At 55.8% G+C, this 15,095-nt stretch carries 2 protein-coding genes, 2 tRNA genes, 3 rRNA genes and 1 pseudogene; all 8 read right to left on the bottom strand.

Features of this window, described 5'->3' with window-relative positions; all coding sequences use genetic code 11:
- Positions 1–99: 99 nt before the first annotated feature.
- A complete protein-coding gene (recD, locus tag RHM68_RS03265; RefSeq protein WP_322220515.1) occupies positions 100–2,208 on the bottom strand; it encodes an exodeoxyribonuclease V subunit alpha in 2,109 nt (702 codons plus the stop codon).
- Positions 2,205–5,893: pseudogene (recB, locus tag RHM68_RS03260) on the bottom strand (exodeoxyribonuclease V subunit beta). Before recB ends, recD begins: the two are co-directional and overlap by 4 nt.
- Entirely contained in the window at positions 5,890–9,342 is a 3,453-nt protein-coding gene (gene recC / locus RHM68_RS03255) for an exodeoxyribonuclease V subunit gamma (protein WP_322220514.1), read from the bottom strand. The pseudogene recB and the gene recC overlap by 4 nt, the downstream one beginning before the upstream one ends.
- A 157-nt stretch (positions 9,343–9,499) precedes the next feature.
- Positions 9,500–9,615, bottom strand: a 5S ribosomal RNA gene (gene rrf / locus RHM68_RS03250).
- Positions 9,616–9,783: 168 nt separating this feature from the next.
- Positions 9,784–12,675, bottom strand: a 23S ribosomal RNA gene (locus RHM68_RS03245).
- 236 nt (positions 12,676–12,911) lie between these two features.
- Positions 12,912–12,987: transfer RNA gene (locus RHM68_RS03240), tRNA-Ala, on the bottom strand.
- Between the two features lie 30 nt (positions 12,988–13,017).
- Positions 13,018–13,094: transfer RNA gene (locus tag RHM68_RS03235), tRNA-Ile, on the bottom strand.
- An 83-nt stretch (positions 13,095–13,177) separates the two neighbouring features.
- A 16S ribosomal RNA gene (locus tag RHM68_RS03230) occupies positions 13,178–14,716 on the bottom strand.
- Together the 16S, 23S and 5S rRNA genes with 2 tRNA genes alongside form the textbook arrangement of a ribosomal RNA operon.
- Positions 14,717–15,095: the final 379 nt, after the last annotated feature.

The raw sequence follows: 15,095 nt of genomic DNA, 5'->3' as shown, positions 1-15,095 counted from the left end.
GGGGTTCTCTTCGAACTGTACAAAATGATGCCGCAACGATAGCACAGCAGCCGTTCAGCCTCGAGTTCAGGCAGCGCCAGGCCGCCTGCCATCTATCGTTCAGTCGTTTGGTTCGCCCCGTTCCTCCAGCTCCAGCATCAACCCGCTCAAGCGCTTGACCTTGCGCCGCACCGCCTCCTCGAACACGCCTGCACGAGGTTCGATCAGGGTGAACCAATCCTTGGCCCGGGTAATCCCGGTGTAGATCAGTTCCTTGGTCAATACCGGATTAAGCCCATCCGGCAGAATCAGCGCGGTGTGAGCAAACTCCGAGCCTTGAGACTTATGCACGGTCATTGCGTACACCGTCTCGACATCGTTGAGACGGCTAGGCAGAACAAAACGCACGCCCCCCTGACCGTCATTGCGCGGGAAAGCCACTCGCAACACGTGCTTGCCAGCTTCCGGCCCTTCACGCTCCGGCAACTTGAGCGCAATACCGATATCACCGTTCATCAAACCCAGGCCGTAATCGTTACGAGTCATCAACACCGGGCGGCCTTCGTACCACTGCTGGTCGCTGTCGATCAGCCGAGCCCTGAGCAGAGCGTCGGTCACACGCAGATTTAAGCCTTCCACGCCCCATGGTCCTTTGCGTACGGCACACAGCAACTGGAAGGTATCGAACGCTTGCAGCACTTGCCGCGCCCAATCGGTCCAGCATTTGTCATCGAGGGCGCTGTCGAGCGCAGGTCGCTGGTTGCGCAAAACGCTCAAATAATGCCGATAACCTTGCGGCCCTTCACCGTGACCGTCGAGCAGCAAACGCTCCAGCGCACGGTCCTGCTCCCCTTTGAGGGACAGGGAAAACACATCGTGGTGGCTTCGCGCAGCCAACAATTTGCGGGCTTCTTCGGGCTGCTGTTGATTGACCCAACGGGCCAGTTGGCCAATGCCGCTGCCCTCGCCGAACCGTCGTGAGTGACGCAGCATCACCACTTGCTGCGCCAATGGATGAGTGCCTTGACTGTCTTCCTGCAACCCACTGGTTTCAAGGTTTTCACCACTGACGGCCTCCAGCCACTGACGGGTCTGCCGACTGTACCAGCCCGCTTCTGCGTCGCGGCACAGATCGCCCAATACCGCGCCGGCTTCCACAGACGCCAGTTGGTCCTTGTCACCCAGCAGCACCAGACGGGCATGAGCCGGCAGCGCATCAAGCAGATTGGCCATCATTTCCAGGTCGATCATCGATGCTTCATCGACCACCAGCACATCAAGGGGCAGACGATTACCCGCGTGATGGCGCAAGTGCCGAGTGCCGGGACGACTGCCCAACAGACGATGCACAGTCGTGACGTCAGACGGAATTTTTTCCCGCACCTCTTGCGCAACCTTGAGGGTTTGCACTTGCTGGCTAATGGACTCGGTCAGCCGCGCCGCCGCCTTACCGGTGGGTGCCGCGAGACGAATTCGCAACGGCTTTGCGGCCTCCACTGCGGGCGCTTGAAGCAACGCCAACAACCGCACCACCGTGGTCGTCTTGCCCGTCCCCGGACCGCCGGTGACGATACTGAATGCACCCCGGGTTGCCAGGGCACAAGCCAGCTTTTGCCAGTCGATCACATCCCCTGGCTTGGCGGGGCCGAACAAACCGGTCAGGCGTTGCAGTAAATCCGGCGGTGTTACTTCGTGCTCTGCCAAGCGCTGGCGCAAGGCGTTGTCGATACGGCGCTCGTAAGCCCAATAACGGCGTAGGTACAAGCGTTTACCTGAAAGCACGAGGGGCCGGTGCCGTGCGGCTTCACCGTCGTCAGCCGCCAGTGCCACCAGACGGCTGGAGGCCAACACCTTGCACCAGTGAGCACCGTCCAGCGACTCCAGTAATTGCGACGGGAGCACCATCGCGCCACTCTGCACATCACCTTCAGGCGGCAGCGACAGCGCAAAGTCCGGTGCCTTGAGCGTCTCGAACAGGTCCAGACATACATGGCCGTGGCCCAACTGGTGACTGGTCAACGCAGCCGCCAGCAACACCAGCGGATCGTCAGCAGGGGCAAGCTCATGGAGAAAGGCGACGAACGCCTTATCTAGCGCCCGCAGCCAACCGCGCTCTACCCAACGGGTGAGCAACAGCAACAGATCCTCGGCCCGGTTCAATGGGGCCAGGTCCAGCAGGCTTTCGGCTGCCAGCGGCGTGGGCAGTAAATCGGCAAAGGTGCGGCTCATAGCAGTACTCCCTGCTCCCAGACGGGCTCAGCCTTGGGTTGCGGCTTGCCTTGGAACAGTCGATCGAGCCGTTCGATCAACTCGCGTGGCGGACGGGCAAAATACAGCCCTTGGCTGGACGCACGCGTACCGCGCAGGAACAGATACAACGCGCCACCGACATGCCGGTCGTAATCGTAGTCAGCCATTCGCGCCTTGAGCTGGCGATGCAGGGCCAACAGGTACAACACGTATTGCAGGTCGTAGCGATTGTCGAGGATCGACTGTTCCATGGCTTGCTCGGTATAGGCCGCATCATCGACACCGAGCCAGTTGGATTTGTAGTCGGCGACGTAGTAACGACCGCCATGCTCGAACGTCAAGTCGATGAAGCCCTTGAACATGCCGTTGAGCATCACCGGCTCGGCACCGACCCGAGCCACACCGTTGTGGGTGTACTGGCGTACCAGTTCATCGAGCTTGAGCACATCGACCTTATGACTGGCGAACCAGAATTCCATCTCCACCCGGTATTGGGTCAGCTGCTCGAACACCACGGGCGGCTGACCGCCGCCAATGTGCAGAGGGGATTTGAGCAGGTGCTGCAACCAATCGCTGAGCGTGGTGATCCACCCTTCCCAACCGCGACGATTGCAACGACGGGCAATCGCGTTCTCAACGGCTGACGGTGCGGCGGCAAAACCTTCGTCGCCGGCCCATTCCAGCAAACCATGGAGGAAGGTCCCGGGGTTAGGGCCACGGGGGAAGCGGTGGATATCGGCACCGCCCGCGATCACTTCTCGTGGCGCCTCGGGGTCAAGGCGCTCGTCGTCGAAGAGCTTTTGCGCTTGCGCGCTCTCCGGCGCCTGGTCAGTACCAACGCTCAAGCTGTCGCCGATGCGCAAGGCACTGTAGGAGGCAATCCACCAGTTCTCACTGGCCTTGCGCTTGGGCACAAGCGGCGCAAGCAACGTCGCTTGGTTAATCGGCGGCTGGTAATGCTCGGCAGTCGCCTCAGGTATCTGACCGTAACCCAGTGCAGGACAATCCTGTTGCAGATCTTCCAGCCAGCGCTTCAGACCCGCGGACTCGGCCAATGCCGCACCGCCCCCTAACACATACCCCAATGCTGAAAGGTGCAGCACCGAGCTGTTGTTATTGCCGCGTTTGAGATCAGTGACACCGAGCCAACAGGCGTGTTGCGCGCGGGTCAGGGCGACATAGAGCAACCGTAAGTCTTCCGCCAGACGCTCGTAATCGGCCAGGGCAATCAGCTCGGCAGTTGGCTTCAGCGTGACGTGAGCCTTGCCCGCGGCATCGTGGTAGTGCAAGGGCAAACGACTGCCGTCCACAGGTTTCGCCGAGCAGATGAAAGGCAGAAACACCAATGGGTATTCAAGCCCCTTGGATTTATGGATGGTCACGACCTTGACCAATTGCTCATCACTTTCCAGACGCAGAATCTGTTCTTCGCCAGCCTGGCCGGACAACGACAGATGCTCGGACAAATGACGGATCAGTGCTTGCTCGCCATCGAGTTCGGCGGCGGCCTGTTGCAGCAATTCGGACAAGTGCAGCAAGTTGGTCAACACACGTTCGCCGTCGCTGCGGGCAATCAATGCCTGCGGCAGCTGGAAATCGTGGAGCAAGCGCCGCAACATCGGTAGAACGCCTTGCTTGCGCCACAGCTCGCGATAACCGCGAAACTGCATGACCCGAGCCTCCCAGGCGAGTTCGTCCTGATTCAGGCGCTCCAACTCCGCCAGTGACAAATTCAGTGTGATGCACGCTAATGCGGCACGCATCGGGCGTTCGACATCCGGCTCGGCGCAGGCCTTGAGCCAGGTCAGCACGTCATGAGCTTCCTGGGCAGCGAAGACCGAGTCCTTGTCAGACAGATAAACACTGCGTACACCACGGGCTGAAAGTTCGCCCCGCACGGCCTGAGCCTCTTTGCCGTCGCGCACCAAAATCGCGATATCCGCAGGTAGCAGGCCTCTGAAGCCCTTGCCATCCTGGGCGAAACCCGACCGACCTTGCTGACCCCCGTTGAGCAATGCGGTGATTTCGCTGGCGCACGCAGCGGCCAACTGTTGTCGGTACACCGCGCCGGACAGAGGCTGTTCGGCGCACAAATGCCAGATATTCAGCGCTGGCACAGGCCGCCCCTCAATCTGCAGAACCTCTTTGCGCCCCTGGGATTCCACTGGCACGAACGGGACCGGGTTATCGCCGTTCTTTTCGCGAAAAAGGAATGCACCGCGCCCTGCCTCGCGAGCCTCGGCGCGCTCGAACACATGGTTCACAGCGCTGACCATGCCATGACTGGAGCGGAAGTTAGTGCCAAGGGTGTGCAGGCGGCCAGTGGTCGCCTGGCGGGCACGCAGGTAGGTATAAATGTCCGCGCCGCGGAAAGCATAGATCGCCTGCTTCGGGTCGCCGATCAGGAACAGACCGTATTCCGGGGTGTTGTCTTCGATGCGATAGATGCTTTCAAAGATGCGATATTGCACCGGGTCGGTGTCTTGGAACTCATCGATCAACGCCACCGGGAATTGCTCGCGAATCAAGGTGGACAAGCGTCCCCCCCCCTCCGCCTGCAACGCCGCATCAAGGCGCAGCAGCATGTCATCGAACCCCATTTCCGCACGGCGACGTTTTTCTTCCTCAAAGCGAGCACCAACCCACCGGGCCGCGTGCTGCAACACCGCAGCGTCGGGTGTGGGCAAACCATCAAGACTGGCCTTGAGGACCGGCATCGCATTCAGGCCCGGATGACTGGGCACCTCGCCCTTCCAGGCTTCAGCCATGCCATCAGGGGTCAAGCGCGTGAAACCGGTGCCAATATCCAATTGTTCAAGGGATTCGTCATCGGCCCACGCTTTGATCTTTTCGAACCAAGGTTCGAAGTAGCGCGCCTGCATCTTTCGACCATCGACGCTTTTACTCGCCACCCCCTGATGACAGATCGCAAGCAATTCGTCCGCCCATTGAAGCCAGGGGCGCTTGAGTTCGAGAAGCGCGGCTCTGCGCTCATGCAGGCACTCGGTAATCAGCTGCGCAGGGGGGGGCCTTCAACGCTGTCGCGCTCGCTGGCAAATAGCCCCCGCACTCGCGGGAGCAACGCGGCGGGTCCCCCCCAGTTGCCGCGAACCCAGTTCAACGCATCGCCATGCATCGGATAGCAGAAAAGCCGCCAATAATCGCGCAGGACTTCACCCAACAAATCGCTGTGATCAGTTTCCAGCGTCTGAGTGAACAGGCTGCCGCTATCAAAAGCATGCTCACGCAACATGCGCTGGCACCAACTGTGAATGGTCGAGACGGCCGCTTCGTCCATCCACTGCGCTGCGATGTCCAGACGGTTTGCGCAACCGGACCATTGCCCGGGAAGGAACTGCTCTCGCAACTCGGCTATCAGACCATCCGGAGCAGGAATCTCATCGCGAAAAAACCGCGCGGCTTCGGCCAGGCGTGTACGAATACGCTCACGCAGCTCTTTGGTCGCGGCATCGGTGAACGTCACCACCAGTATTTGTGGTGGCAGCAACTCACGCCCAAAACCAGTGGACGCTGTGCCGTGCCCCAACACCAAGCGCAAGTAAAGCGCGGAGATGGTGAAGGTCTTGCCGGTACCTGCACTGGCCTCGATCAGTTGGCTGCCGCGCAGAGGGAATGCCAGCGCCAGCGGTGTTTTCGTGGTCATGTGTGCGCCGCCTCACTGGACAATGAATGCCATGGGGCTTCAAGCAGTGGCTTGTACAAAACATCACACCAGTCATTGAAGGTTTCGTCGGCAATCAGGCTGTCGTAATCGGCGAATTGTCGGGCGAGTGCAGGGCTTTCCCGACGCTCGCCATCGGTGGTGATCCCATCGCCTTCGTAGGTCTTGCGCGCGGCCGCCTGCGCTTTCACTGGGTCAGTTTGGCCGAGCCAGGCGAAGGCGGTTTTCACCGCTATAGGCAGCGGTTGGCGCATACCTGCTTGCCAGGCCAACAACACGTTGCCGAGTATCTGAAACGCGGCCCCTTGCTCAATGGGCTCCAACAGCAAGCTGTCGTCGCTGGCTACCAACGCGGTGGTCATTGGCAGACCACTGGCACAGGCCACCAGATGATTGACCCAAGGTCTAGTCAGTCGGTGCCACTTACGGCTTTTGATCGAGCCAATGCTATTCGGGATAGTAGTGATCGAGAGCAATCGGTTATCGGCGCGCTGATGCAGGCCACTCAGCCAACCCTCAAGTCGCATGCCATGCAGTTCCAGACTCACCGGCAAGGCACTGTTAAGCGGTGTCGGCCACAACGCCAGGAGCTGTTGATAGCGCTGTAACAGGTCCGGTAGCGGCTCGATCAACTCTCGCTGAAGGCACTCGCCAAAACCAGCCATGGGCAGGAGGCCGCTGTTTTGCAGGCGCACTGCCTGCGCCTCCAGCGCCTGTTCAACATGATCCAGTTGGCTCAATGCTGCCCCAAGCAGACTGTCACTAAGGCTGTAACGTTGCAGTGCGTCGAGAACAAACGGCTCTTCATCGGCCATAGGCGCTTCAGCAGCTTCGAAAAAAACCTTGAGGCGCTGGCTAAAAAAATGTCGTACTGGATTACGCAGGAAATCTTGCAATAGCCCCAGACTCAGCGGTTCATCCTGAATGTAAGCCGCAAGGATCTCGGTATTAGGCGCTTGGCCCCGGGTTTGATGAAGCACCTGCCACTCGCTGGCGTAGCTGAACAGGGCGTTGCCCTCATGAAAGTAACGGGCACTGAAGGGTTGCAGTGGATGCTCCTGCGTCATTGCCTCTAGCAAATCTTCATCGTCATTACCCAATCTCCAACCGCTGGCGAGGTGATCACGCAACTGGCCAATCAGTACCGAGGCCGGGCGCTCACTGTTATCTCGGATACTGCGTCCGACCCAACTGATATAGAGCTGATGGCGAGCTGACAACAATGCTTCCAGAAGCAGATAACGATCATCTTCACGCCGAGAGCGATCACCGGGACGGTAATCACTGCCCATCAGGTCAAAGTCCAGTGGGGGCTGGGCACGTGGATAGTCCCCATCATTCATACCGAGCAGACAGACCAGTTTAAAAGGGATCGCTCGCATCGGCATCAACGTGCAGAAATTAACCGCGCCGGCTAGAAAGCGCTGGGACAAACGCCCTTGGTCAAGACCGGCCAACCAAGCCTCACGGACTACGGTCAACGGTAACTCTTCCTGCAGATCGACGGATTCGCAGGTATCGAGCCAGGTCTCGCGTAACTCTTCCAGTTGAGCAAGCAGATAGTCGTCGTGCTCGTTGCTGGCTTGGAAAAACAGCTGCACCAGTGCTTGCAACCGCAAGCCCCATTGTTTTGGGGGCGCCGGTTGTGTGAGTTCTTGGTGAGCAATTTCGAGTGAGTCCAGCAGCGCGACCAACGGACCTATAAGCGCAGCATCCAGCCCGCCGATCTCGTCGTAAGGCTCAATACCTTCACAGGCATTGGCACTGCCAACCGCGTAGCCGAGCAACATCCGTCGCAGGCCAAAACGCCAGCTGTTCTGCTCCAGCTCATTGGGTAAACCAAGGGCGGCACGCTGCTCGGCATTCATCCCCCAGCGGATGCCAGCGCCTTCGATCCAGCGATGCAGCGTTGGCAGATCACGTTCTTCGACGCCGAAGCGCAAACGTAGTGCGGGGACGTCCAACAGATCGAGAATTTCGCTGACAGGGAAACGACTGTCCGGCAGTTTTAGCAAATGTTCGACAGCAATCAGCAGAGGATCACGGCCGCGCTGTCCTTGGTCTGCGAGAGTAAAAGGAATAAAACGCGGATCGCTACGCTCAAGCTGAGCAAATACCGCACGAATATGCGGAGCATAGCTGTCGATATCCGGAACCATCACAATCACATCCCGCGGCCTCAACGCCGGGTCAGCACTAAAGCGCTCGAGCAATTGATCGTGAAGAATTTCCACTTCCCGCTGGGCACTATGGGCAATGTGAAAACGGATCGATTTATCGCCCTTCAAATCGACTATTGGCCAATGTTCGCGGGTCTCGCTAAGGGGCCGTAACTCAAGGACATCGTCCTGTAATTGGTTAAGCATGTTCTGTGGCGCAATGTCGATGAACAGGTCGATGCGTCCATCGCGAAAAGCAGCGCGATAACTACTGGGATCATCGTAGCTGTCGAGCAGATTGATATAGTCCCTTCCCTGTTTGCCCCATGCCGCCAGCAGTGGATGAGCATGCTGATGGAGAGTCTGCGGGTCGAGCATCGCGGGCATGCTGCTCTTGCGTACTTGACGCTTGTATTGATGCCTTAACAGATCTTTATCGGCGACGATGTCTGCCCAGTGATGACGGCATGGGTTGTGAACGCACAGCAGGACCTGACTGAATCGAGCCAGTCCGGCGAGTGCTTCAAGGGCCTGGGCGGGCAGCGACGAAATCCCAAAAACGATCACCCTCGAGGGCAAGCCGCCAGGGGCCACATCGAGATTATTAATGCGTTCAATAAACCGCTGATGGACGCCCGCGCGGCTTTGAGCCATACCCTTTTCACCCACATCGAGCAACAAGGCACGCCATAATTCCGCCTGCCAGCAGTTGGCCAGCGCCAGCGCTTTCGCTTCGCCTCTGCCATTTTTTAACTGATGACGACCTTGCGCCCAGTCCTCAAGCCAGTCGGCCCGATAAACTTGGTATTGGTCGAACAAATCGGCCAAACGCTCAGACAATTGATAGCGTTTGCGCAAGTCAGAGTCGTGGGTCAGGAAGCGTTGAAGTGGTTCGAAGTGCGGCTGATCGATCAATTGCGGCAACAGCCGCATAAGGCGCCAGGTCAATGGCGCCTTATCCAACAGGGATTTAACTGGGATTTCATCCCGCCCCAGGACCATTCGATAGAGTTGCCACATGAAGCTGCCCGGTAATTGCACATCGATAGCGGCTGCGATCCCACAGCCACCCATGTCGTCATCTTCAGCGTCTTCAGCCAATGCAAGCTTCAGCCACTGGGCAATGCCGTTGCTCTGCACCAAGGCAATTTCATTTTCCAAGGGCGCCAAAGGGTAACGCCGCATTACGCTGATCACCAGGCTGCGCAGTTCATCCAGACTGTTACTTTGAACAACCATAAAACCAGCATTGAGGGACATGGCGTCCGGCATAAAGGCTTCCTTGGAAAAAGACAAAAGCTAGGGCCGAACCTTAGCACTGTCGCGAGACCGTGACAGCCGGACGCTGCCTGTTAGTGCTGTAAGAACTTTCCTGGACGCAAAAACAAAACCCCTACCTGCATAAGCAGATAGGGGTTTCGGAATTTAATCTTGACGATGACCTACTCTCACATGGGGAAACCCCACACTACCATCGGCGATGCATCGTTTCACTACTGAGTTCGGGATGGGATCAGGTGGTTCCAATGCTCTATGGTCGTCAAGAAATTCGGTAGCCAGTGCGTCAGCCCTTACGGGTAACACGCCAGCGAATGGGTATGTAATAGATTTGTGTGTTTGATCGCAAACTTTCGACTTGTGTCGTCTTCACACACCGCAATCTGGTGCTCTTTCGCCCTTGGGCTCAAAGCCTGCAAATTGCTTGGGTGTTATATGGTCAAGCCTCACGGGCAATTAGTATTGGTTAGCTCAACGCCTCACAGCGCTTACACACCCAACCTATCAACGTCGTAGTCTTCGACGGCCCTTCAGGGGACTCAAGGTCCCAGTGAGATCTCATCTTGAGGCTAGTTTCCCGCTTAGATGCTTTCAGCGGTTATCTATTCCGAACATAGCTACCCGGCAATGCCACTGGCGTGACAACCGGAACACCAGAGGTTCGTCCACTCCGGTCCTCTCGTACTAGGAGCAGCCCCTCTCAAATCTCAAACGTCCACGGCAGATAGGGACCGAACTGTCTCACGACGTTCTAAACCCAGCTCGCGTACCACTTTAAATGGCGAACAGCCATACCCTTGGGACCGGCTTCAGCCCCAGGATGTGATGAGCCGACATCGAGGTGCCAAACACCGCCGTCGATATGAACTCTTGGGCGGTATCAGCCTGTTATCCCCGGAGTACCTTTTATCCGTTGAGCGATGGCCCTTCCATACAGAACCACCGGATCACTAAGACCTACTTTCGTACCTGCTCGACGTGTCTGTCTCGCAGTCAAGCGCGCTTTTGCCTTTATACTCTACGACCGATTTCCGACCGGTCTGAGCGCACCTTCGTACTCCTCCGTTACTCTTTAGGAGGAGACCGCCCCAGTCAAACTACCCACCATACACTGTCCTCGATCCGGATAACGGACCTGAGTTAGAACCTCAAAGTTGCCAGGGTGGTATTTCAAGGTTGGCTCCACGCGAACTGGCGTCCACGCTTCAAAGCCTCCCACCTATCCTACACAAGCAAATTCAAAGTCCAGTGCAAAGCTATAGTAAAGGTTCACGGGGTCTTTCCGTCTAGCCGCGGATACACTGCATCTTCACAGCGATTTCAATTTCACTGAGTCTCGGGTGGAGACAGCGCCGCCATCGTTACGCCATTCGTGCAGGTCGGAACTTACCCGACAAGGAATTTCGCTACCTTAGGACCGTTATAGTTACGGCCGCCGTTTACCGGGGCTTCGATCAAGAGCTTCGCGTTAGCTAACCCCATCAATTAACCTTCCGGCACCGGGCAGGCGTCACACCCTATACGTCCACTTTCGTGTTTGCAGAGTGCTGTGTTTTTAATAAACAGTCGCAGCGGCCTGGTATCTTCGACCGGCATGGGCTTACGCAGTAAATGCTTCACCCTCACCGGCGCACCTTCTCCCGAAGTTACGGTGCCATTTTGCCTAGTTCCTTCACCCGAGTTCTCTCAAGCGCCTTGGTATTCTCTACCCAACCACCTGTGTCGGTTTGGGGTACGGTTCCTGGTTACCTGAAGCTTAGAAGCTTTTCTTGGAAGCATGGCATCAACCACTTCGTCGTCTAAAAGACAACTCGTCATCAGCTCTCGGCCTTAGAATCCCGGATTTACCTAAGATTCCAGCCTACCACCTTAAACTTGGACAACCAACGCCAAGCTGGCCTAGCCTTCTCCGTCCCTCCATCGCAATAACCAGAAGTACAGGAATATTAACCTGTTTTCCATCGACTACGCTTTTCAGCCTCGCCTTAGGGACCGACTAACCCTGCGTCGATTAACGTTGCGCAGGAAACCTTGGTCTTTCGGCGTGGGTGTTTTTCACACCCATTGTCGTTACTCATGTCAGCATTCGCACTTCTGATACCTCCAGCAAGCTTCTCAACTCACCTTCACAGGCTTACAGAACGCTCCTCTACCGCATCACCTAAGTGATACCCGTAGCTTCGGTGTATGGTTTGAGCCCCGTTACATCTTCCGCGCAGGCCGACTCGACTAGTGAGCTATTACGCTTTCTTTAAAGGGTGGCTGCTTCTAAGCCAACCTCCTAGCTGTCTAAGCCTTCCCACATCGTTTCCCACTTAACCATAACTTTGGGACCTTAGCTGACGGTCTGGGTTGTTTCCCTTTTCACGACGGACGTTAGCACCCGCCGTGTGTCTCCCATGCTCGGCACTTGTAGGTATTCGGAGTTTGCATCGGTTTGGTAAGTCGGGATGACCCCCTAGCCGAAACAGTGCTCTACCCCCTACAGTGATACATGAGGCGCTACCTAAATAGCTTTCGAGGAGAACCAGCTATCTCCGAGCTTGATTAGCCTTTCACTCCGATCCACAGGTCATCCGCTAACTTTTCAACGGTAGTCGGTTCGGTCCTCCAGTTAGTGTTACCCAACCTTCAACCTGCCCATGGATAGATCGCCCGGTTTCGGGTCTATTCCCAGCGACTAGACGCCCTATTAAGACTCGCTTTCGCTACGCCTCCCCTATTCGGTTAAGCTCGCCACTGAAAATAAGTCGCTGACCCATTATACAAAAGGTACGCAGTCACCCAACAAAGTGGGCTCCCACTGCTTGTACGCATACGGTTTCAGGATCTATTTCACTCCCCTCTCCGGGGTTCTTTTCGCCTTTCCCTCACGGTACTAGTTCACTATCGGTCAGTCAGTAGTATTTAGCCTTGGAGGATGGTCCCCCCATATTCAGACAAAGTTTCTCGTGCTCCGTCCTACTCGATTTCATGACTAAGAGATTTTCGCGTACAGGGCTATCACCCACTATGGCCGTACTTTCCAGAACGTTCCGCTAATCTCAAAGCCACTTAAGGGCTAGTCCCCGTTCGCTCGCCACTACTAAGGGAATCTCGGTTGATTTCTTTTCCTCAGGGTACTTAGATGTTTCAGTTCCCCTGGTTCGCCTCTTAAGCCTATGTATTCAGCTTAAGATAACCATCTTATGATGGCTGGGTTCCCCCATTCAGACATCTCCGGATCAAAGTCTGTTTGCCGACTCCCCGAAGCTTTTCGCAGGCTACCACGTCTTTCATCGCCTCTGACTGCCAAGGCATCCACCGTATGCGCTTCTTCACTTGACCATATAACCCCAAGCAATCTGGTTATACTGTGAAGACGACATTCGCCGAAAATTCGCAATTTAACTCACAAATTTTACCTTAGCCTGATCCGTTACCAGTGAAAGTAACGTCCAGTCTATCTTTCTATCACATACCCAAATTTTTAAAGAACGATCTAATCAAAGACTAGAAATCAACATTCACCATCTTAACAATGGAATGCTCATTTCTAAGCTTTACAATACAGAAGCAGTAAGTGGTGGAGCCAAACGGGATCGAACCGTTGACCTCCTGCGTGCAAGGCAGGCGCTCTCCCAGCTGAGCTATGGCCCCGTATCTCTACAGGCGTTTCCCACACAAAATTGGTGGGTCTGGGCAGATTCGAACTGCCGACCTCACCCTTATCAGGGGTGCGCTCTAACCAACTGAGCTACAGACCCAATTTCGGGCTGCTTCTAAATCGTCTTCTTCAATGAATCAAGCAATTCGTGTGGGAACTTATGGAGCAGCTGATGTCGTCGATTAAGGAGGTGATCCAGCCGCAGGTTCCCCTACGGCTACCTTGTTACGACTTCACCCCAGTCATGAATCACACCGTGGTAACCGTCCTCCCGAAGGTTAGACTAGCTACTTCTGGTGCAACCCACTCCCATGGTGTGACGGGCGGTGTGTACAAGGCCCGGGAACGTATTCACCGCGACATTCTGATTCGCGATTACTAGCGATTCCGACTTCACGCAGTCGAGTTGCAGACTGCGATCCGGACTACGATCGGTTTTCTGGGATTAGCTCCACCTCGCGGCTTGGCAACCCTCTGTACCGACCATTGTAGCACGTGTGTAGCCCAGGCCGTAAGGGCCATGATGACTTGACGTCATCCCCACCTTCCTCCGGTTTGTCACCGGCAGTCTCCTTAGAGTGCCCACCATTACGTGCTGGTAACTAAGGACAAGGGTTGCGCTCGTTACGGGACTTAACCCAACATCTCACGACACGAGCTGACGACAGCCATGCAGCACCTGTCTCAATGTTCCCGAAGGCACCAATCTATCTCTAGAAAGTTCATTGGATGTCAAGGCCTGGTAAGGTTCTTCGCGTTGCTTCGAATTAAACCACATGCTCCACCGCTTGTGCGGGCCCCCGTCAATTCATTTGAGTTTTAACCTTGCGGCCGTACTCCCCAGGCGGTCAACTTAATGCGTTAGCTGCGCCACTAAGAGCTCAAGGCTCCCAACGGCTAGTTGACATCGTTTACGGCGTGGACTACCAGGGTATCTAATCCTGTTTGCTCCCCACGCTTTCGCACCTCAGTGTCAGTATTAGTCCAGGTGGTCGCCTTCGCCACTGGTGTTCCTTCCTATATCTACGCATTTCACCGCTACACAGGAAATTCCACCACCCTCTACCATACTCTAGCTCGACAGTTTTGAATGCAGTTCCCAGGTTGAGCCCGGGGATTTCACATCCAACTTAACGAACCACCTACGCGCGCTTTACGCCCAGTAATTCCGATTAACGCTTGCACCCTCTGTATTACCGCGGCTGCTGGCACAGAGTTAGCCGGTGCTTATTCTGTCGGTAACGTCAAAACACTAACGTATTAGGTTAATGCCCTTCCTCCCAACTTAAAGTGCTTTACAATCCGAAGACCTTCTTCACACACGCGGCATGGCTGGATCAGGCTTTCGCCCATTGTCCAATATTCCCCACTGCTGCCTCCCGTAGGAGTCTGGACCGTGTCTCAGTTCCAGTGTGACTGATCATCCTCTCAGACCAGTTACGGATCGTCGCCTTGGTGAGCCGTTACCTCACCAACTAGCTAATCCGACCTAGGCTCATCTGATAGCGCAAGGCCCGAAGGTCCCCTGCTTTCTCCCGTAGGACGTATGCGGTATTAGCGTCCGTTTCCGAGCGTTATCCCCCACTACCAGGCAGATTCCTAGGCATTACTCACCCGTCCGCCGCTCGCCACCAGGTACAAGTACCCGTGCTGCCGCTCGACTTGCATGTGTTAGGCCTGCCGCCAGCGTTCAATCTGAGCCATGATCAAACTCTTCAGTTCAAACATCTTTGGGTTTTTAAGAAACCCTAAACTTGGCTCAGCAATCGTTGGTTACATCTTTGATTTCTCGCGGAGTAACTTGTGATGCTGATAATCTTGTTGACTATCAGTCTGACTCCACAAGCACCCACACGAATTGCTTGATTCAGTTGTTAAAGAGCGGGTGGTTAAGATCTTTCGTCTCAACCGAGGCGCGCATTCTACAGCAGCCCCTGTTACTGTCAAGCGGTTATTTTAAGAAGTTTCAAAGTTTCCTCTGCAACTTCAACCACTTGCGCTTTCGATCTCTCGTTAGCGGGAGGCGAATTCTACAGCGTTACTCGCTGCTGTCAACACCTCTTTTTCTCCGCTTTCGATCGAGAAGATCGAATCGTTTATA

Source organism: Pseudomonas sp. DC1.2, assembly GCF_034351645.1.
Taxonomy (GTDB): Bacteria; Pseudomonadota; Gammaproteobacteria; order Pseudomonadales; family Pseudomonadaceae; genus Aquipseudomonas.
This window is presented reverse-complemented; position numbering and strand designations above follow the sequence as displayed.